General features: G+C 62.5%; 20 protein-coding genes and 2 riboswitches. Of the genes, 5 read left to right on the top strand and 15 right to left on the bottom strand.

The genetic code is table 11. The features are described 5' to 3' along the window. Positions 1–72: 72 nt before the first annotated feature. From AC1DWZ_RS17745 to AC1DWZ_RS17715, 7 genes are all read right to left on the bottom strand, one after another. Positions 73–1650: a Rieske (2Fe-2S) protein gene (locus AC1DWZ_RS17745; RefSeq protein ID WP_477170260.1), complete on the bottom strand. Its 1578-nt coding sequence runs from the start codon at positions 1648–1650 to the stop codon at positions 73–75. 66 nt (positions 1651–1716) lie between these two features. Then, a complete protein-coding gene (locus AC1DWZ_RS17740; protein WP_477170259.1) occupies positions 1717–2079 on the bottom strand; it encodes a tRNA-binding protein in 363 nt (120 codons plus the stop codon). Positions 2080–2088: 9 nt separating this feature from the next. Then, the gene (locus tag AC1DWZ_RS17735; protein ID WP_477170415.1) at positions 2089–2751 is read right to left on the bottom strand and encodes a lipoate--protein ligase family protein; all 663 of its coding nucleotides are present in this window, start codon (positions 2749–2751) and stop codon (positions 2089–2091) included. A gap of 62 nt (positions 2752–2813) precedes the next feature. Further along, positions 2814–3044 (bottom strand): lipoyl domain-containing protein, encoded by a 231-nt coding sequence (locus tag AC1DWZ_RS17730; RefSeq protein ID WP_477170258.1) that lies wholly within the window; start codon positions 3042–3044, stop codon positions 2814–2816. Continuing rightward, positions 3041–4087, bottom strand: coding sequence for an alpha-ketoacid dehydrogenase subunit beta (locus AC1DWZ_RS17725; protein ID WP_477170257.1), 1047 nt, complete (start codon positions 4085–4087; stop codon positions 3041–3043). The genes AC1DWZ_RS17730 and AC1DWZ_RS17725 overlap by 4 nt, the downstream gene beginning before the upstream one ends. 15 nt (positions 4088–4102) lie before the next feature. Next, complete coding sequence (locus tag AC1DWZ_RS17720; protein WP_477170256.1) at positions 4103–5089, bottom strand: thiamine pyrophosphate-dependent dehydrogenase E1 component subunit alpha; 987 nt, start codon at positions 5087–5089, stop codon at positions 4103–4105. Positions 5090–5131: 42 nt separating this feature from the next. Beyond that, positions 5132–5578: a 2,4'-dihydroxyacetophenone dioxygenase family protein gene (locus tag AC1DWZ_RS17715; protein WP_477170255.1), complete on the bottom strand. Its 447-nt coding sequence runs from the start codon at positions 5576–5578 to the stop codon at positions 5132–5134. Positions 5579–5724: 146 nt separating this feature from the next. On the opposite strand from AC1DWZ_RS17715, the gene AC1DWZ_RS17710 reads away from it, so the two are divergent. Then, on the top strand, positions 5725–6681 hold the full coding sequence (locus tag AC1DWZ_RS17710) for an AraC-like ligand-binding domain-containing protein (protein ID WP_477170254.1): 957 nt from the start codon (positions 5725–5727) through the stop codon (positions 6679–6681). A 154-nt stretch (positions 6682–6835) separates the two neighbouring features. Here AC1DWZ_RS17710 and gcvPB read toward each other — a convergent pair whose 3' ends face one another. From gcvPB to AC1DWZ_RS17680, 6 genes are all read right to left on the bottom strand, one after another. Continuing rightward, positions 6836–8362 (bottom strand): aminomethyl-transferring glycine dehydrogenase subunit GcvPB, encoded by a 1527-nt coding sequence (gene gcvPB, locus AC1DWZ_RS17705; RefSeq protein WP_477170253.1) that lies wholly within the window; start codon positions 8360–8362, stop codon positions 6836–6838. Continuing rightward, positions 8359–9705, bottom strand: a complete 1347-nt coding sequence (gene gcvPA, locus AC1DWZ_RS17700; protein WP_477170252.1) for an aminomethyl-transferring glycine dehydrogenase subunit GcvPA — start codon at positions 9703–9705, stop codon at positions 8359–8361. The genes gcvPB and gcvPA overlap by 4 nt, the downstream gene beginning before the upstream one ends. Before the next feature lie 15 nt (positions 9706–9720). After that, a complete protein-coding gene (gene gcvH / locus AC1DWZ_RS17695; RefSeq protein ID WP_477170251.1) occupies positions 9721–10098 on the bottom strand; it encodes a glycine cleavage system protein GcvH in 378 nt (125 codons plus the stop codon). Between the two features lie 78 nt (positions 10099–10176). Continuing rightward, positions 10177–11349: a glycine cleavage system aminomethyltransferase GcvT gene (gcvT, locus tag AC1DWZ_RS17690; RefSeq protein WP_477170250.1), complete on the bottom strand. Its 1173-nt coding sequence runs from the start codon at positions 11347–11349 to the stop codon at positions 10177–10179. A 68-nt stretch (positions 11350–11417) separates the two neighbouring features. Next, a riboswitch (glycine riboswitch) is annotated at positions 11418–11542 on the bottom strand. Positions 11543–11545: 3 nt separating this feature from the next. Next, positions 11546–11651: riboswitch (glycine riboswitch) on the bottom strand. A 158-nt stretch (positions 11652–11809) separates the two neighbouring features. Continuing rightward, on the bottom strand, positions 11810–12358 hold the full coding sequence (locus tag AC1DWZ_RS17685) for a hypothetical protein (protein ID WP_477170249.1): 549 nt from the start codon (positions 12356–12358) through the stop codon (positions 11810–11812). 41 nt (positions 12359–12399) lie between these two features. Further along, the gene (locus AC1DWZ_RS17680; protein WP_477170248.1) at positions 12400–12639 is read right to left on the bottom strand and encodes a CDGSH iron-sulfur domain-containing protein; all 240 of its coding nucleotides are present in this window, start codon (positions 12637–12639) and stop codon (positions 12400–12402) included. Positions 12640–12937: 298 nt separating this feature from the next. Between AC1DWZ_RS17680 and ispH the strand changes: the two genes are divergently transcribed. Genes ispH through AC1DWZ_RS17660 form a run of 4 tightly spaced genes read left to right on the top strand, consistent with a single transcriptional unit; the run spans position 12938 to position 15895 of the window. Next, positions 12938–13882 carry a 4-hydroxy-3-methylbut-2-enyl diphosphate reductase gene (ispH, locus tag AC1DWZ_RS17675; protein WP_477170247.1) on the top strand — a complete coding sequence of 315 codons (945 nt, stop codon included), beginning with the start codon at positions 12938–12940 and terminating at the stop codon, positions 13880–13882. Between the two features lie 18 nt (positions 13883–13900). Continuing rightward, complete coding sequence (locus AC1DWZ_RS17670; protein ID WP_477170246.1) at positions 13901–14860, top strand: homoserine kinase; 960 nt, start codon at positions 13901–13903, stop codon at positions 14858–14860. Beyond that, the gene (gene rnhA / locus AC1DWZ_RS17665; RefSeq protein ID WP_477170245.1) at positions 14857–15306 is read left to right on the top strand and encodes a ribonuclease HI; all 450 of its coding nucleotides are present in this window, start codon (positions 14857–14859) and stop codon (positions 15304–15306) included. The genes AC1DWZ_RS17670 and rnhA overlap by 4 nt, the downstream gene beginning before the upstream one ends. Positions 15307–15337: 31 nt before the next feature. Further along, entirely contained in the window at positions 15338–15895 is a 558-nt protein-coding gene (locus tag AC1DWZ_RS17660) for a cysteine hydrolase family protein (protein WP_477170244.1), read from the top strand. A 126-nt stretch (positions 15896–16021) separates the two neighbouring features. Here AC1DWZ_RS17660 and recQ read toward each other — a convergent pair whose 3' ends face one another. Both recQ and AC1DWZ_RS17650 read right to left on the bottom strand, forming a co-directional pair. Next, on the bottom strand, positions 16022–17890 hold the full coding sequence (gene recQ / locus AC1DWZ_RS17655; protein ID WP_477170243.1) for a DNA helicase RecQ: 1869 nt from the start codon (positions 17888–17890) through the stop codon (positions 16022–16024). A gap of 84 nt (positions 17891–17974) precedes the next feature. Next, entirely contained in the window at positions 17975–18457 is a 483-nt protein-coding gene (locus tag AC1DWZ_RS17650; RefSeq protein ID WP_477170242.1) for a redoxin family protein, read from the bottom strand. Positions 18458–18482 lie beyond the last annotated feature (25 nt).

Below are 18482 nucleotides of genomic sequence, written 5' to 3'. Positions count from 1 at the left end.
CCCGTGAAGATAGGTGTGGTGCGGAAGACCGTCCAGTGCGCCGCGTCACTCCCTCATGATTATGGCGTGAACCTATTCCTGGGCGACCAAATCCAGCATCTGCCGGGCGTTGCGGCGGATATTGCGCTCCTTGAGCGGTGCCTGCAGGAAGCGGTTGAGTGCGGCCGCGAGCAATGGCGCCAGGGCTGGGTGCTTCCCAGCCAGACGTTCCGCTGCCAGTAAGGTCTTGGTCAGATGTGCCGAAATGATGAAGCGGCCTCTGCCATGATCGAGCAGGCCCGCGCGTGCGGTTGTCCAGAAAGCGGCGGCATCCTGGACCGTGAACGATTCTGTGTCGGCCGTCACATCGACGAAACCGCTGTTGCGGCCAATGAAGCAGGCAAGTTGCAGCAGGATTGCTGGCCACAATTCCGGTGACAGGGACGCTGTTGCTTCGCCGGCATCGGCAAAGGTAAGTGCGTGGGTGAGATCGAGCCAGTTCGCACTGTCGGCAAGGCGCAGATCGACGCGCCGGAAATGGTCCTCATCGGCGTGTAGCAATTGCCAGGCAGCAGCCTCCAGAAGGATCGGCCAGATCACCTGCCGCCCGGCCTGGGCCGACCAGTTGCGTGTGGTCGCCATCGCCGTCTTCGCCGAGACCCGCTGGAAGGCCTGTGCTGTCAGGGTGCTGGCGCCATCATCGATCTTGCCCCACCGCGCAAGCTGATCGGCATAGGTCCGGAATTCCGGCAGCAGGTCGTCGCGCTGGGCAAAGCAGAAACCGCGTATCAGCATGGCCAGAAGCGGTTCCGCGACGACCTGCCCCAGCATATCGATGAGATCAATCGTCTTCACGCTGTAGATCAGTGCATGCCCAAAATCTGCATAGTGCGCCAAGGCTGCCTTGGTCAGGGTGCGCTGCCAGCTATCTGTCGACAAAGGCCGTGCCAGGCCGCCGCGCATGAGCTTGATGGCTGTCGCTTCATCCTGCGCTTCGATGGCATCGAAGAATTTCCCTTCATGCCAATCCACTTGCCCCGTCGCGAAAGGATAGCGGGTGCGATCGCGAGCGTCGTCGCTCAGATGGCCCAAGACTTCGCCATAGGCGATCAGGCGATCCTCGGGACTGGCTTGCCATGCCAGGGACAGCCAATCGGGTGCCGCGCCAATGGCGTGGGTCGTCCCGAATTCAAACCGATCGCTGGCCCAGGCCAGTCCGTGCCGGATAGCATCCAGCGGGTCCAATTCCAATTGGATCAGCCGCGCGACTTCGCGAACCTGGCGTTGGGAATCATCGTCGTGTAATGCGCGTTCCAGCCCAGCCAGTATGGCGCCGCGACGCTCCTCGGCATTGTCGGGAACGATGTCGATCTCGATCCGTGTGCCCTGCTGGCGAATAGGGAAGCGGCGTAGCTTGTCGCCACCCACCAGGGTTTCGCCGCTTACCAGATCGAATTTCCAATTGTGCCAGTTGCAGGTGAGGACGCAGTCCTGGCCGTCGCCTGTCAGCGTGCCTTCACGCAGCGGATAGCCTTCATGGGGGCAGCGGTTGACGCAGGCGAACATGCCGGCCGCGTTCTGCAGCAGCAGGATCTGCCTGCCCTCATGCCGGACGACCATCTTGCCAGCCGCTGCCAGCTCGTCGCCGGCCGCCACATCGATCCACGCCATGCTTCTCTCCTTGCGCCAGGATCGAATGCTCGCGCCGGATATTAGAAAAGTAAATACTTATTAAATCTAATAAAGCCGTCCGCCGTTGGGGACCGGCAAAGTCGGTGAAATCAGCACGACTTCGCCGTCCGCATCGGGAAATCCCAGTACCAGCACCTCGGACATGAATTTGCCGATCTGCTTCTTCGGGAAATTCACCACCGCGGCCACCTGGCGTCCAACCAGCTCGTCGAGCGTGTAGTGCTTGGTGATCTGCGCCGAGGAGCGCTTCTGCCCGATCTCGGCACCAAAATCCACGGTGAGCTTGTAGGCAGGGCGCCTCGCTTCCGGATATGGCTCGGCAGCGACGATGGTGCCGACCCGCACATCCACCTTGCGGAAATCGTCATAGGAGATTTCGTCGGCGATCGGTTCGGATGTTGATGACATGCGAGGAGCTCATCGGTTTGTTTCTGCTGCCGCGATGTAAGCGGGGGAATCGTCGTCGCGCAAGCTGTCGCGGATCGTGCGGGTCACGTCTGCCAGGACGTCATCCGACGACAGATGTGCAGCCAGGGTTGTGGCAGCGCCGATCCGCCATTTCCGCGCTGGCATGAACGAGTCTTCGAAATCGGCGAGGGCGGAGAAGGGCTGGGTGAGATCGCCATTCACCAGCAGGCAGGCATGGGCGAGGATGGCCTGGCCGCCATCCGCGGCACGGCGGCGGCGCTGCGCGAGGCCGGCGATCTTGCGGCCCATGAGGCTGAGATCATAGCGACCGGGGCAGAAGGCATCGGTGACCTCGCCGATTTCCGCCTGAAGGTCCAGGCGTGCAAGTGCTCCCGTCAGTAGCTGTGCGAGGTGGCGATAGCCGGCGTCGAGCGACCAGGGCTGTTCGGCACCCAGGCGATAGGCGAGTGCCAGGTTGAGCATGCCGGGAAATTGCGGCACCGGCGCGCCGCCGGTCGCTCGGACATGGACGGGCCAGTCCCGTGCCGCGGATCTGGCGGCAGCTTCCGCAAAACCGGGGAGGGAGGCAATGCGTGACGGTACGGCGAGGCAAGTTGCCGTCCGCCACAACCGCGCCAGCGGAGGCGCGCCGGCACTGACCTGGTCGAGCAGCCTTGCGTCACCTTCTATATCGCTGTCGGATATCGTCTCGAATTGCCAGATAGGCGCAGCCCTCAGCCGATCGCGGCAATGATGGCGCCGCGCTTGAACGGTGTTTCCGCCGGTATGCGGATCTGCAGCATACCATCAGCGGGTGCCGTTACGTCATAGCTGGTTTTCTCGACCATCACCTCGGCGATGAGGTCACCTTCGCGTACCGCATCGCCCTCAGCGAACAGCCAGGCGGACACGGCACCCTCGACATCACCTTCCCAGAGATCGGGCGGAATGACGACCGGGATCATCTGCCATCGCCTTTCATCATAGCATGTACCGCCCGGACGATTTTTTCGGCGCTGGGCAGGGCCGGTCGTTCCATGGCCGGGCTGAAGGGGATCGGAATGTCGGGAAAGGCGATGCGCCGGGGTGCTGCCTTCAGCATCGTGCCGGTTTCCACCACCGACGCGATGATCTCACCGGAAACGCCGTAGCTCATATAGTCCTCATCGATCACCAGCAGACGGCCAGTCTTGGCAGCCGATGCGATCACCGTCCTGCGGTCGAGCGGCACCAGGGAGCGGAGATCCACCACTTCGGCATTGATGCCGGCCGCCGCCAGTTCCAGGGCCGCATCGAGCGCCAGATGCACGGTGGCACCCAGTCCGACCAGGGTGACATCCGCCCCGGCGCGCGCGATGGCGGCCTGGCCGAACGGTACTGTATAGGCGTCCTCCGGCACGTCGTTGATGCTGCCCTGCACCGTGCCCAGCCAGCCCATGCCCTGCAGCGCCTTGTGGAACATGAAGATGACCGGGTTGTTGTCGCGGATGGCACTCACCATCAGTCCCTTGGCATCATAGGCGTTGCTGGGCACCACCACCTTCATGCCGGGGAGATGCGCAAAGGTGCCATAGAGGCACTGGCTGTGCTGGCCGGCATCACCATAACCGCCGCCGACCGATGTCATCAGCACCATGGGGACGCCGGCCTGGCCGCCGGAGAAATAGCAATTCTTGGCGGCGAGATTATAGATCGCATCCATGCACACGCCGAAGAAATCGACGAACATCAGTTCGACGACCGGCCGCATGCCGACAGCTGCCATGCCGACGGCGGCGCCGATGAAGGCGGTTTCCGAAATCGGGGTGTCGCGGATACGGGCCGGGCCGAATTCTTCCAGCAGGCCACGGGTATTGCCAAAGACACCACCCAGAGCGGCGATGTCTTCGCCCATCACGAGGACAGATGGATCGCGGCGCATTTCCTGGGCGAGCGCCTCGGCCATCGCCTTGGCGATGGTGAGGTTGCGCTTGGTGCGGTTGGGCAGGACAGTGGCTGTCGCGGTCATTCGTTGTACTCCGGATCAGGCGAAAACATGGCCATAGGCTTCTTCGGCCGTGGGGAAAGGAGCTGCGCGGGCCTTGGCGATGGCTTGCTCGACGGCACCCTCGGCACGGGCGACGATGGCGAGGTCATTTGCTTCGCTCATCATTTTCCCGGCCAGCAATCTGCTGCGCAGGGCCGGGATGGGATCGCGGGCGAGGAGCGCGTCCTTCTCGCCAGCCGGGCGATATCCTTCGGCATCGCCGATGAAATGGCCGGCAAGGCGGGAGGTCTCGATTTCGATCAAGCTGGGGCCACCGCCATTCCGCGCCCGCGTGATAGCTTCTCCCGCAGCCGCAAAGATGGCGCCAGGGTCGTTGCCGGCGATGCGGTGCCCCGGCATGCCATAGCTGCCGGCACGGCTGTTGTTGTGCGCTACCGCGGTCGATTGTGCCTTCGCGACCGAAATGCCCCAGGCATTGTCCTCGATCACGAACACCACCGGCACCTGCCAGACGGCAGCGAGATTGAGCGATTCGTGGAAGGCGCCCTGGTTGGCGGCACCTTCACCGATGAAGGAAACAGCCACGCGTTTCTCGCTGCGCAGTTTAAAGGCGGTGGCAGCCCCCACCGCCGGGCCCATCCCTTGCGCGATGATGCCCGAACAGGAAAAATTCACACGTACGTCGAAGATGTGCATGTGGCCACCGCGGCCACCGCTGAGGCCGGTCTTCTTGCCGAAGATCTCCGCCGCCATGGCGTCCAAATCGACGCCCTTGGCGATGGCGATATGATGCGGCCGGTGCGTGGCCGTCACGAAATCATCGGCATCGAGATGCGCGCAGACACCGACGGCGCAGGGCTCCTGACCATTCGAGAGATGCATCTCACCGGGGATCGGGCCGTTGGCCATGTTGAAGACCGGCGACTTGCCTTCGAAATAGGCGGTCGCAATGCGCTCTTCGAAAGCGCGGCTCTTGACCATAGCCTCATACATCCACAGCCATTGCGGCTTGGTCGGTGTCATGAACGTCTCCCGCGCGATGATGAAGGTCAGGCGGCCTCAGACTCAGGCAGCGAGGGCCTGCTTTGCCTGGGCGTCGGCGAAGAATTTCCAATCCAGCATCATCAGGATCGACTTGTCCGGATTGACGAAAGCGACCGGTCCGTGATTGGAGAACCACAGCACCGTGTCTTCGACAAATTCGGTGCGTTCGTGATAGACGCCGAGCGGCTCATAGCCATAGTCGCCGGCCTTGGCGATGCCGGCGCGGTAGTCCATGACACCCTTCAGCATCAGATATTCGCCGGCGCCGTAATGGAAATGCGGGGCGAAGCTTGATCCCTTGTCGCATTTGAACAGTACGGTCCAGGTACCGGTCTCGGCACTGAAGCGCAGCACCTTGTAGGAAATGGCGTCGGTGAAGGGGATCCAGGCCATCTTCTCGGTCTGGCACATGATGTCGGCAGGATTGCTGTCAGCAGGCGCGGTCGCGCCGGGTTGGCTATCGGCCATGGATTGTCTCCTCCAGATTGTCCGGGGACTCGTTGAATTGACTGGTCCCGGATTCTGAGGGAAATTATGCAGGCTGGTGGTGTCCGGGTCTTGCCCGATACTGCCGAAGAACTTGCTCCAGCGTGCCAACAAGGTGAGTGCCAGCGATGCAGGTCAATGCGGCCGCCACCCATTCCAGCGCCCATCTGCCGGGACCGCGCCAGTATGATTGGTGGCGCGAGGCGGTGAGTGCCACGCATCTGCCCTGGGACCTACCGCGCCGCAGCGAAGGTGCCTATCGCGCCCGCTTCCGCCAGCAGGCGCTGGGTGTGTCGCAGATCGTCCACTGTGCCTGCGATCCCTGCGAAGGCCGCCGCGGCAAAGCGGAGATCGCGCAGCTGCAGGATCCGGTCTACGGCATCCTTTATATCTTGCGCGGGCGCGAGAGCCTCAAACAGGCCGGGCGCGAGACGGTATTGGAGCAAGGCTCCTTCACGCTCTGGGACAGTACCCGACCGATTGAATTTGGCCTGCCGCAGGATCTGGAGAAGATCACGCTCCTCCTGCCGCAGGATCTCGTTGCCGAGATGCTGCCGATGGCCCCGGATCTGGTCATGCGGCCGATCAGTGGCCAGCGTGGCCCGGGAGCATTGTTTGCCACTCATCTCCGTGCCCTGGCGCGCGAAGGCCGTGATCTGGCGCCAGCCCGCGCAACGCCCGTGCTGCGCGCGACCCTCGATCTTCTCACGGCGGCGATTGCGCCGCAGGATGGCGATGGAGACAGCGCCTATCACCGCGCGTTGCGGGCGCGCATCCGGGATTTCATCCTGCGGAATCTCGATGACCCAGATCTCGACCCCGACCGGATAGCTGCCAGCATGGGAATCTCGGCCCGGCAGTTGCACCGCCTGTTCCACGATGGCGGCCTCACCGTCGATCGCTGGATCTGGCGCCAGCGCCTGCAACGTTGTCGCGACGATCTGCTGTCGCATCCACATGCGCGGATCTCGGAAATCGCCTTCGACCGCGGCTTCAGCGACGCCGCCCATTTCAGCCGCGCCTTCCGCGACGCCTTCGGTGTCTCACCCAGGGAATATCGTCGTGGTGCGCGAAGTACGGAATAGCTCTCTCGGAGGAACCCCTCCCCCTTGAGGGGAGGGTCCGGGTGGGGGGAGCTATCCGCTACTCCGCTGCAACGAAACTGAAACGCACCATACCCCCCTCCCGCGCCTTGCGCGGCCTCCCCCTCAAGGGGGGAGGCGAGAAGAGGAACAAGTTTTACTCAGCCGCCTTCTTATTTTCCTCAGGCTTCCAGCGCAGCACTGGCTGCCGGGCGGCCAGCGTTTCATCCAGCCGGCGGCGGGGTGTGTGATAGGGGGCGCCTTGGAAATAGGCAGCATCGCCGGCCTTGGCGCGTTGCGCCAGTCCTTGCACCACCTCGATATAGCGATCGAGGCCGATCTTGCTTTCGGTCTCGGTGGGTTCCATCAGCAAAGCGCCGTGGACGACTAGCGGGAAGTACATGGTCATCGGATGATAACCCTCGTCGATCATCGCTTTCGCGAAATCGAGCGTGGTGACACCGGTGCCTTCCAGGAAGTCGTCGTTGAACAGCGCCTCATGCATGCAGGTGCCGGGGAAGGCCGCCGACAGGTCGCTGCGCAGTGAGGCCTGCAGGTAATTGGCATTGAGCACGGCATCGCCGGACACCTGGCGCAATCCGTCGGCACCGTGGCTGAGGATGTAAGAGAGGGCGCGCGTGAACATGCCCATCTGGCCGTGGAAGCCTTTCAACCGGCCGAACGCTTTCCCATCATCATGCTCAACGAGATCGAAACCGTTGGCGCCGTGCACGACGTAAGGCAGTGGTGCATAGGGCGCGAGAGCGGCCGAGAGCACGACCGGCCCCGAACCCGGGCCACCGCCGCCATGGGGCGTCGAGAAGGTCTTGTGGAGGTTGATATGCATCGCATCGACGCCGAGATCGCCCGGCCGCACGCGGCCGACGATGGCGTTGAAATTGGCGCCGTCGCAATAGAAGTAACCGCCGGCGCCATGGATCGCATCGGCGATGTCGATGATGTCGTTCTCAAAGAGGCCGCAGGTGTTGGGGTTGGTGATCATGGTGCCGGCGACATCGGGACCGAGCTTCGCCTTGAAGGCGGCAAGATCGACGCGGCCGCGTTCATCGGCTGGCACGGGATCGACCTCGTAACCCAGCGACGCAGCGGTGGCAGGGTTCGTGCCATGGGCGGATTCCGGCACCAGGATGCGCTTGCGCGCGTCGCCCTTGGCGAGGTGCGCTGCGCGAATGGTCAGCATGCCGCAAAGCTCGCCATGGGCACCGGCGGCCGGTGACATGGCGATGGCCGGCATGCCGGTCAAGGTTTTCAGCCAATGTGCCAGCGTGTCGATGAGTTCCAGGGCGCCCTGCACGGTCGAGACCGGCTGCATCGGATGGAGATCGGCGATGCCCGGCAGCCGCGCGATCTTTTCGTTGATGCGCGGATTGTGCTTCATGGTGCACGATCCCAGCGGATAGACCGACATATCGATCGCGTAATTCTTCTGGCTGAGCTTCGTGTAGTGCCGCACGACCTGCGATTCGGCAAGGCCGGGCAAGCCCACGGCACCCTTCCGCTTCATGCCGGCCAGGCGTTCCTTGTGCTTGGGCACATCAGGCAGATCAACACCTGAGCGGCCGGGCACATCCATCTCGAAGATCAAGGGCTCTTCGATCTGCAGGCCGCGATTGCCGGAGATTGTCCCGGCGCTGGTGTTGATCGGTGGATTGAGCTTGGTCATGCGAGCACCTCTTTGAGGCCGGCTTCAAGGGCAGCCATCTCGGCCTCGGCGGTCAGTTCGGTAGCGGCAACGAGCAGCAGTTTCTCAGCTTCCTTGCCCGGCACCAGGCGCGCCACGGGGACGCCACACAGAATGCGCTTCTTGGCCAGAGCCTCGACCACGCCGATCGCCGGTTTCGACAGTTCCAGGGTGAACTCGTTGAAGAAGCTGTCATTGAGCAGCTTCACGCCGGGGATTGTGGCGAGGCGATCGGCCAGATTGCTGGCGGTCGCATGATTGAGCGCTGCCAACTGATTCAGGCCAGCTTCGCCGAGCAGGGTCATGTGGATGGTAAAGGCGAGGGCACAGAGGCCGGAATTGGTGCAGATGTTGCTGGTGGCCTTCTCGCGCCGGATATGCTGCTCACGGGTTGAAAGGGTGAGTACCCAGCCGCGCCGCCCATCGACATCGACCGTCTGGCCGGCGAGGCGACCCGGCATCTGCCGCAGGAATTTTTCACGCGCAGCGAACAAGCCGACATAGGGACCGCCGAAACCAAGCGGGTTGCCGATCGACTGGCCTTCTGCGGTAACGATATCCGCCCCCATCTCGCCGGGCGGCGTGATGAGGCCGAGCGATACCACCTCCGTAACGGCAACGATCAACAGCGCACCGGCCGCATGCACGGCATCTGCCAGTGCCTTGAGGTCGTGGATATGACCGAAGAAACTTGGGTTTTGGACGACGACGCAGGAGACGTCGGGACCGAGCAGCTTGGCAAGGTCTTCCTTGCCGGTCGCATCCAACGGCGCCGAGACCGTCTCAAACCCGGTATGGCGGCCATGTGTCTCCACCACCTCGCGGTAATGCGGGTGGAGGCCGCCGGAAAGGATGGCCTTCTTCCGCCGCGTCACACGGTTGGCCATGGCGACAGCTTCGGTGGTGGCGGTGGCACCGTCATACATCGAGGCGTTGGCCACATCCATGCCGGTAAGCAAGGCGACTTGTGTCTGGAACTCGAACAGATATTGCAGGGTCCCTTGCGCCACCTCGGGCTGATAGGGCGTGTAGGAGGTCAGGAATTCGCCGCGCTGGATGAGGTGGTCTACCGCGGCCGGAATGTGATGGCGATAGGCGCCGGCACCGAGGAAACTCGGCGCCTGATTGGTGCCGAGATTCTTGACGGCCATGGCGCCGATGAAACGCTCGACCTCCATTTCCGGCATATGGTTGGAGAGGCCGGAGATCGGCGCCTTCAACAAGGCCCCATTCGGCACGTCGTTGTAGAGACTTTCGACCGAGGGTGCCCCGACTTTCGCCAGCATTGCGCGGCGGTCGGGCTCGGTCAGCGGCAGAAAGCGCATGTCAGTGCAGCCCCCTCAGCTCAAACTGGCGCAGAAGGTTTTGTAGGCGGCCTCGTCCATCAGGCCGTCGAGCTCAGCCTTGTTGGCGATCTTCACCTTGGCGAACCAGCCTTTGCCGAGCGCGTCTTCATTGACCGTGCCGGGCGCATCGCCCAGGGCCGCGTTCACGTCGACCACTTCGCCGCTGACCGGGGCATAGACCTCGCTTGCTGCCTTCACCGATTCGACGACCGCCAGCTCCTTGCCCTTCTCGACCTTCTTGCCGATGGCCGGCAGGTCGACGAACACGACATCGCCCAGTTGGTCCTGGGCATAGGGGCTGATGCCGATGGTGGCGACATCGCCGTCGATCTTCACCCATTCATGATCTTTGCTGAAGCGGATGCCGCTCATGGGGGTACTCTCCTCTGTCTGTTTGCGGCGCTTCGACGGATCGTCGCGCCGTTCTCCGGTGAAGCTGACCATCGCCGGTCAGCGCTGATAACGATGGGGTACGAAAGGCATGGCGGCGATCTTGGCGGGCAAGGCCTTGCCGCGCACCATAAGATTGATCTCGGTGCCGATGGCGGCATGGGCCGTTTCGACATAGCCCATGGCGACCGGCGCCCCGAGGCTTGGACCAAAGCCACCTGACGTGATCTCCCCGATCACGCGGCCACCGAAATCGGTGATCTCGGTATGCGCCCGCGCCGGTGCCTTGCCCTCCGGCAGAATGCCGACACGCTTCCGCACGGGGCCTGCCGCCAATTGCCGCTGTACGATGCCGGCACCGGGGAAACCGCCTTCTTCACGACGGCGCTTCTGCATGGCCCAGACAAGGTTGGCTTCGACCGGATTGGTCTTTTCGGTGATGTCGTTGCCATAGAGACAAAGGCCAGCTTCCAGGCGCAGCGAATCGCGGGCCCCAAGGCCGATCGGCTTCACGTCGGGATCCGCTAGCAGCTTTTTGACCAAGGCCACGGCGTCTGCATTGGCGACAGAGATCTCGAACCCGTCCTCGCCGGTATAGCCCGATCGGGTGGCGATGATGTCGAAGCCGGTGGCTTTCAGCCGGGCACCGCTCATGAATTTGAGCTTGGCGCTCTCTGGCGCCAGGCGCGCAAAGACGGCGGCGGCCTTAGGCCCTTGCAGCGCCACCAGCGCCCGGTCGGCCAATACCTCGATCTCGCAGCGGTGGTTGAGTTTGGCCTTCAAATGCGCGATGTCGGCGTCCTTGCAGCCGGCATTCACGACCATGAACAGATGATCTGAGGCATCGCCTGGACCCATGCGGGTCACCATCAGATCATCGAGGATGCCGGCAGCATTGTCGGTGAAGAAGCTGTAGCGCTGCTGGCCCGGTTGCAAGGCCTGGAAATCCGCCGGGCACAGGCGCTCAAGCGCCGCTGCTGCGGTGGCAAAATTCTCGCCTGTGATGCGGATCTGGCCCATATGCGAGACATCGAACAGGCCAGCGCTCGTGCGCGTGTGCAGATGTTCGGTCAGGATGCCGGTCGGGTATTGCACAGGCATGTCATAGCCTGCGAACGGCACCATCTTGGCACCGAGTTCGACATGCAGATCATGCAATTGTGTGACGAGGAGCGGCGCATCGGCGCCCTGGCCTGAAGTATTGGGGCCCGAAGTACTGGCAGTGGCACTCACAAAGAAACCCTCCGACGAATGGCGACCGCGACCGGGAATTCCTCCATGGGAAAACCCGCGCGACCCCCCTCTGTCTTCGGGACCTGAGAGATTGGCCGACAACCCGCGTGCCATAAAAAGGCACGCAAACAAGCTGGCGGTTTACTCCTTCGGTGGGATGAAGCCCAGCTGTGAGGCCATCCGCTTTCCAGAGTTTTTCCCCGTATCGGTCCTTTTGCCTGAGAGTTTCCGGGGGCGGTTGCTCCTTCGGCGCCTGCCCCCAGTCACTCTGGCTGGGGGGAGGTCTCTCCCGATAACGGGTTTTGCCGCGCGCAAGATGGGCCGGCGCACGACTATCCGTCAAGCGGCATTTTTTTGTGCAGACGCGGCACGCGTGGCGGCGGGAGCCGCTGTCCGATCAGCCGCCGATCGTTGCCCGGTCATGGCCCGGTCATGGCCCGGTCATGGACTGGCGACTCGGTTAGAACTGCGGGTTGCGCCGGTTGAAGGCCAGTTCTTTCTCAGTCACCACCAGGCCGATATTGATGCGATAGAATTCGCCATTCTCGCCCTTGCGCAGGGGCAGCAGAATTTCGACCTGATCCTGGGCGATGCCCTGCACCTTGGCCGCGGTGAAGGGGATTTCGACATCAAGACTCTGGTCGCCCGGCATGTGCGTGCCACCCGGTCCGGTGATGCGGACCCAGTAATTGAACTTGGCGGCGCTGTCGGCATTCTGCGGTCCGCGGGAGGCTGCGAACTCGACGCTGAGTTCCGTGCGGATCGAGGTTAGCCCCGTATCGGTATCGATGACGTAGGTGCACATCGACTGCGACCTGGCGATGCGAGCTTCGAACGAGGTGTCGGCCAGATCTTCGCTCTCGCCGGCAAAGCGCGTCAGGTAGGCGGCATCCTGCAGGACCTTGACCGGCGGGCAGGGCCGGGACTGTTCCGCAATTGGATTGGTGCAGCCCGAGAGCAGCAAGGCCGCACCCAACGCGCAGAGCAGGTTCTGCCCGATTTTGGTCATGCCGATCATCATAATCCTTTCCGCGCGCGCCTTAGCCGCACTCAAAGTTTCGAATGCGAACCGTCGCACAGCGGCGATTTGTGGGTGTGTTTGCAGCCGCAGAAAAAGACGGCCTTGGCCTCGGTCGCGTCGAACTTGACCGGGCTGAATTCGCTGCCCTTGTGGGAGCCGTCGCAAAAGGGCTGCTTCTGGCTGCGTCCGCAGGCACACCAGAAATAGGATTTCCCCGCCTCGACATCGACCTTGAATGGCGATTTCTGCGCGATTTGCGGATTTGTCATGATGATCTCCAGGCCCCCCAAAGGCGCTCGTCGAAGCTGGTCGTCCGCGGACTCGGCCCAGGTGCTGCCCCGGCCACGTTAACGCTTCTTTGACTTTAGTAGAGCGGCCCGGCTTCCACAAGCGCGGCCATCTGCCCGATCCACCCCCAACTTGCGGAAAAACGATGGCAAATTGATCCCTTTGGCATTGCCCCCGCTTGACTTGCCACCCCGTTTGACTTGCCACCCCCTTTGACTTGCCACTGGGCCTGAAAACCCTATATTCCAGGCAAGAGTTTTCGACCAAAATTAGGCCGTGATGAGCAAGAGCAACCTGACTGTCTATCTGGCCGCCCCGCGTGGTTTTTGCGCCGGTGTCGACCGCGCCATTCAGATCGTCGAGCGGGCGCTGGAACGCTATGGCGCCCCGGTATATGTGCGCCACGAAATCGTCCACAATCGCCATGTGGTTGAAGCGCTGGAGAAGAAGGGCGCCATCTTCGTCGAAGAGCTGGACGAGATTCCTGGCCAGTTCCCGGTGGTCTTTTCCGCCCATGGCGTGCCCAAGGCGATCCCGGCCGAGGCCGAGCGGCGCGAACTCATGTATCTCGATGCCACCTGCCCGCTGGTGTCCAAAGTGCACCGCGAGGCCGAAGGCCATTTTGCCGCCGGTCAGCACATCATCCTCATCGGTCACGCGGGTCATCCGGAAGTCATCGGCACCGTCGGCCAATTGCCCGAAGGGGCGGTGTCGTTGGTGGAAACCGCCGAGGATGCCGAGAAGATCACCGTCAGCAATCCGCTGGCGCTGGCCTATATTACCCAGACCACGCTCTCGATCGACGACACGATCGGCATCATTTCCGTCCTCAAGCGCCGTTTCCCCAATATCCACGGGCCGCGCAAGGAAGACATCTGCTACGCCACCACCAACCGCCAGCAGGCGGTGAAGGCGATCGCCGAGAAATGCGACCTGATGCTGGTGATCGGCGCGCCCAATTCGTCAAATTCGCGCCGCCTTGTGGAAGTGGCGCTGGTCGCCGGCTGTGCCAACGCCTATCTGGTGCAGAAGGCCTCGGAGATCGACTGGGCCTGGTTCGACGGCATCAAGACGGTTGGCATCACCGCCGGCGCTTCGGCACCGGAGATCCTGGTGCAGGAAGTGATCGGTGCCGTGCGCGATCGCTTCGATATCGTGACCGACGAGGTCTCGGTTACCACCGAAACCACCCATTTCAAGCTGCCGCGCGCCCTCACCGCATAACCTGTCCGGATCCTCGCCATGGCTGTCTATACCGAAGTGCCCGATGGCGAGCTTGCTGCCTTCGTGAAAGCCTATGACATTGGCGATGTGGTGTCCTGCAAGGGCATTGCCGAGGGTGTCGAGAACTCCAATTTCCTGATGCACACCACCAAGGGCAGCTACATCCTGACCCTCTATGAAAAGCGCGTGCACCGCGAGGATCTGCCCTTCTTCCTGGGGCTGATGGAACATCTCGCTGCCAAGGGGCTGAGCTGCCCCACGCCGATCAAGGCGCAGGACGGGGCGTCGTTGCACGAACTCTGTGGCCGGCCAGCCGCCATCATCAGTTTCCTCGAAGGCATGTGGCCGCGCCGTCCGACGGAACGCCATTGCCAATTGCTGGGCACCGCCATGGCGGAGTTCCATATCAAGGGCCGTGATTTTGCCTTGAAGCGCCCGAACAATCTCTCGCTCAGTGGCTGGCGGACGTTGGTTGCAAACACCAAGGACCGTGCCGATGAAGTGTCGCCGGGCCTCTCCGAGATCATCCAGGACGAGCTCAAATTTCTCGAGGCTCATTGGCCGCAGGATCTTGAGGTCGGCGTCATCCATGCCGATCTTTTTCCGGACAATGTCTTCTTCCTCGGCGACCGGCTCTCCGGCCTCATCGATTTCTATTTTGCCTGCACCGATTTCCTGACCTACGACCTCGCCATCTGTCTCAACGCGTGGTGCTTCGAGATCAAGGGCGAATTCAATATCACCAAGGCGAAGTCGATGATCGACAGCTACACCAAATTGCGCTCGCTGTCGGACAAGGAATTGGCAGCACTGCCGGTGCTGGCCCGCGGTGGCGCGCTGCGCTTTCTGCTGACGCGGCTCTATGACTGGCTCAACCATCCGCCGGGTGCGTTCGTACAGCCGAAGGATCCGCTGGAATATCTGAAGAAACTGCGTTTCCACCAGCAGGCGAAGACTATCGCGGCGTACGGCCTATGACCACGGCAATGGCTCTTAAGATCGTCGATGTTTTTACCGACGGTGCTTGCAGTGGCAATCCCGGCCCCGGCGGCTGGGGCGCTCTCCTGCGCTATGGCGATGTGGAGAAAGAACTTTCCGGCGGCGAGGCTGCGACCACCAACAACCGCATGGAATTGATGGCGGCGATCGCAGCCCTCGAAGCGATGAAGAGCGCCACTCACGTGCGCCTCCACACGGACAGCCAATATGTGAAGAACGGAATCACCACTTGGATCCACAATTGGAAGCGTACCGGCTGGAAGACCTCCGACAAAAAACCCGTCAAGAATGTCGATCTATGGCAACGCCTGGACACCGCTCTCAAGAACCATAAGATCGACTGGATCTGGGTAAAGGGCCATGCTGGCCATGTCGAAAACGAACGCGCCGATGCGCTGGCTAGGGCCGCTATTCCGGGTCGTTGATAACTGGCCGCTGACAAGGGGAGGTGATGCGATGACGACTGCTTTGCTCATTATCGATGTGCAAAAGGCAATCCTGGCCGGTGCCGGTACGCCGGATCGGATGCCGGTTCTCGACAAGGCGCTCGATGAGGTCGTCGCACGCCTGCAAGCCGTGCAAAAACGCGCTCGCGCGGCTGGCGTGCCCGTCATCATCGTGCAGCACAATGATCAGGGCGATCATCGCTTGGCAAAAGGCCAGCCCGGCTGGGAATTGAGGCCGGAGATCGCACCGCTGCCGGGCGAAGCCCTGGTGCACAAGACCGCCTGCGATTCCTTCTACGAGACCGACCTGGAGGCACAGCTCCAGAAGCGCGGCATCACCCATCTCGTTATCTGCGGCTGCATGACCCAATATTGCGTCGACACGACGACGCGCCGTGCTGTGACGATGGGCTACGATGTGACGTTGCTGGGCGATGGCCACATGACTGGCGACAGGGGTGCGCTCACCTGCGACCAGATAATCGCGCACCACAACACCTTGCTGGATGGCTTCGACGCCGGGAAATGTGTGGTGACGGTGAAGAAGGCGGCAGACGTGGGATTTTAGTTCTTCCCCCCTCCCCCCTTGAGGTGGAGGGTCGGGGAGGGGGTATCTCACCACGAAGAACACCCCCCGCCCGCGCTTCGCGCGACCTCCCCCTCAAGAGGGGAGGTGAGTTGGTTAAGGACTTGGCTACCTGAACGCGGCCAGCACCTCGAGGAAATCGGCGCCGTAGCGTTTCATCTTGCGTTCGCCGATGCCGGGGATAGCGAGGAAATCTTCCAAGGTCTGCGGCTTGCGGTGCGCGATCTCCAGGAGCGTCGCGTCATGGAAAATGACATAGGGCGGCAGGTTCTGGACGGAAGCCAAGTCGCGCCGCCGTGCGCGCAGGGCATCCCACAAATCCTGGGCGACGTCGGCACGGGCGAGAGCTGCTGCGGTGGTCGCCTCTGCCGTGCCGTTGCGGCGCGGCTTCTTGCCGCCGCCCAAATTCACGGTGGCGCGGCGCAAATTCAGCTTCTCTTCGCCCTTCAGCAGGGGCCGCGCGGTTTCGCTGACCGCCAGCGTGTTGAACTGGTCGCTCTGCACGACGAGATAGCCCAGGGAGACCAACTGCCGTGCCAGCGATTTCCAGGCATTGGCGTCAATATCGCGGCCGATGCCGAAGACCGGCAACTGTTCATGACCGAAGCGTGTCACCTTGTCGGTAGCCTCGCCGCGCAGCACGTCAATGAGATGGCCGACGCCAAAGCGCTGACCCGTGCGCCAGCAGACCGACAGCAGCTTCTGTGCCGCAACGCTGGCATCCCAGGTCTCGCCGGGCTCCAGGCAGATATCGCAATTGCCGCAGGGCTGCGATTGTTCGCCGAGATAGGCCAGCAGTGCCATGCGCCGGCAGGCGGTCGCCTCGCAGAAGGATAGCAGCGCATCGAGCTTCCGGCGGCTTACCACCTTGCGGGCGTCCGAGAGTTCCGATTCTTCGATCCGCCGGCGCAACAGCACCACGTCTGAAAGACCGAAGGCGAGCCAGGCGTCGGCGGGGGCACCGTCGCGGCCGGCGCGGCCGGTTTCCTGGTAATAGGCCTCAATGGTCGAGGGCAGGTCGAGATGGGCGACGAAGCGCACGTCCGGCTTGTCGATACCCATGCCAAAGGCAACCGTCGCCACCATCACGACCGAGTCTTCGCGCAGGAAACGCTGCTGGTTCTTGCGCCTCGCATCCGCATCCATGCCGGCATGGTAGGGCAGGGCGTGGATCTTGCGGTCGCGCAGCCAGGCCGCGGTCTCGTCGACTTTCTTCCTGGACTGGCAATAGACAATGCCGGCCGACCCCACATGGTCGCGCTCCAGGATCGTCAGCAACTGCCGCTTGGCGTCGGTGCGTTCGACCACGCGGTAGCGGATGTTCGGCCGGTCGAAGGAATTGAGATAGATCTCGGCATCGTCGAGGGCGAGGCGCGTGCGGATTTCGGCCTGCGTTTCGCGATCTGCGGTGGCGGTGAGCGCGATGCGCGGGACGCTGGGGAACTGTTCGTGCAGCACGGATAGCTGGATATATTCCGGGCGGAAATCATGTCCCCATTGCGAGACGCAATGCGCCTCGTCGATGGCAAAGAGGGCTACTTTGAGCGTGCGCAACAGATCGAGGAAACGGGGTGTCAGCAACCGTTCCGGTGCCACATAGAGGAGTTGCAGGGCGCCCTTGCGCAGCTGCCCTTCAACCTCGCGCATTTCGTCGAGCGTCAGGCTGGAATTGAGCACGGCCGCCGCGACACCCATTTGCTGCAGGGCCGCAACCTGATCCTGCATCAGGGCGATCAGGGGTGAGACCACGATGCCGACACCGTCGCGCAGCATGGCGGGGATCTGATAGCAGACCGATTTACCACCACCGGTCGGCATCAGGACCAGTGCGTCGCCGCCCCGAACCACATGATCGATGATCGCGGCCTGCTGGCCACGGAATTTCTCATGGCCATAGACGCGGCGCAGGATGTCCAGAGCCGATGTTTCGCCCTCATCCTGGGGCGGTTCGGAAAGCAGCGGCGACTCGGCCTTCATGGAGATTCCATCGGAACAAAGAAAGAGGGCGGCAACCCAGGAAGGAATCCTGGGCTACCGCCCCGCTTTCGGCAAGGAATAAGCTTAGAGAGCCTTCAAGACGGCTTCGGCGCTCGACACTTCGAAGGCGCCCGGCGCTTCGATGTTCAGCGCCTTGACGGTGCCGTCATCGACCACCATCGCATAGCGGCTGGCGCGCAGGCCCATGCCATAGCCGGTGCCGTCCATGGTGAGACCGACAGCTTTCGAGAAATCGGCATTGCCATCGGCCAGCATCAGCACCTTGTCACCGGCATTCTGCGCCTTGCCCCAGGCATCCATGACGAAGGCATCGTTGACAGAAAGGCACGCAATCGTGTCGACACCCTTCGCCTTCAACGCGGCGGCCTGGTTGACAAAGCCCGGCAGATGCTTGGCGGAGCAGGTCGGCGTGAAGGCGCCCGGCAGCGCGAAGAGCACGACCTTCTTCCCCTTGAAGATGTCGTCGGTGGAGAGGGTCTGCATGCCGTCCTTGTCCATGGTCTTCACCGAGACCGCGGGAATCTTGTCGCCAACTTTGATCGCCATGACTGAATCCTTTCCTTGAGTTCCG

Source organism: Dongia sp. P2_B8 (assembly GCF_056404715.1).
This window is presented reverse-complemented; position numbering and strand designations above follow the sequence as displayed.

Bases quoted from the DNA above. Each gene is read 5' to 3' on its own strand.
- gcvH (WP_477170251.1), bottom strand. From the start codon at position 10,098: ATGAGCGGCATCCGCTTCAGCAAAGATCATGAATGGGTGAAGATCGAC.
- AC1DWZ_RS17720 (WP_477170256.1), bottom strand. From the start codon at position 5,089: ATGACACCGACCAAGCCGCAATGGCTGTGGATGTATGAGGCTATGGTC.
- AC1DWZ_RS17680 (WP_477170248.1), bottom strand. From the start codon at position 12,639: ATGACAAATCCGCAAATCGCGCAGAAATCGCCATTCAAGGTCGATGTC.
- AC1DWZ_RS17670 (WP_477170246.1), top strand. From the start codon at position 13,901: ATGGCTGTCTATACCGAAGTGCCCGATGGCGAGCTTGCTGCCTTCGTG.
- AC1DWZ_RS17685 (WP_477170249.1), bottom strand. From the start codon at position 12,358: ATGACCAAAATCGGGCAGAACCTGCTCTGCGCGTTGGGTGCGGCCTTG.
- AC1DWZ_RS17710 (WP_477170254.1), top strand. From the start codon at position 5,725: ATGCAGGTCAATGCGGCCGCCACCCATTCCAGCGCCCATCTGCCGGGA.
- AC1DWZ_RS17715 (WP_477170255.1), bottom strand. From the start codon at position 5,578: ATGGCCGATAGCCAACCCGGCGCGACCGCGCCTGCTGACAGCAATCCT.
- gcvPA (WP_477170252.1), bottom strand. From the start codon at position 9,705: ATGCGCTTTCTGCCGCTGACCGAGCCCGACCGCCGCGCAATGCTGGCG.
- AC1DWZ_RS17660 (WP_477170244.1), top strand. From the start codon at position 15,338: ATGACGACTGCTTTGCTCATTATCGATGTGCAAAAGGCAATCCTGGCC.
- AC1DWZ_RS17730 (WP_477170258.1), bottom strand. From the start codon at position 3,044: ATGATCCCGGTCGTCATTCCGCCCGATCTCTGGGAAGGTGATGTCGAG.
- AC1DWZ_RS17740 (WP_477170259.1), bottom strand. From the start codon at position 2,079: ATGTCATCAACATCCGAACCGATCGCCGACGAAATCTCCTATGACGAT.
- AC1DWZ_RS17650 (WP_477170242.1), bottom strand. From the start codon at position 18,457: ATGGCGATCAAAGTTGGCGACAAGATTCCCGCGGTCTCGGTGAAGACC.
- AC1DWZ_RS17745 (WP_477170260.1), bottom strand. From the start codon at position 1,650: ATGGCGTGGATCGATGTGGCGGCCGGCGACGAGCTGGCAGCGGCTGGC.
- AC1DWZ_RS17725 (WP_477170257.1), bottom strand. From the start codon at position 4,087: ATGACCGCGACAGCCACTGTCCTGCCCAACCGCACCAAGCGCAACCTC.
- gcvPB (WP_477170253.1), bottom strand. From the start codon at position 8,362: ATGACCAAGCTCAATCCACCGATCAACACCAGCGCCGGGACAATCTCC.
- rnhA (WP_477170245.1), top strand. From the start codon at position 14,857: ATGACCACGGCAATGGCTCTTAAGATCGTCGATGTTTTTACCGACGGT.
- ispH (WP_477170247.1), top strand. From the start codon at position 12,938: ATGAGCAAGAGCAACCTGACTGTCTATCTGGCCGCCCCGCGTGGTTTT.
- recQ (WP_477170243.1), bottom strand. From the start codon at position 17,890: ATGAAGGCCGAGTCGCCGCTGCTTTCCGAACCGCCCCAGGATGAGGGC.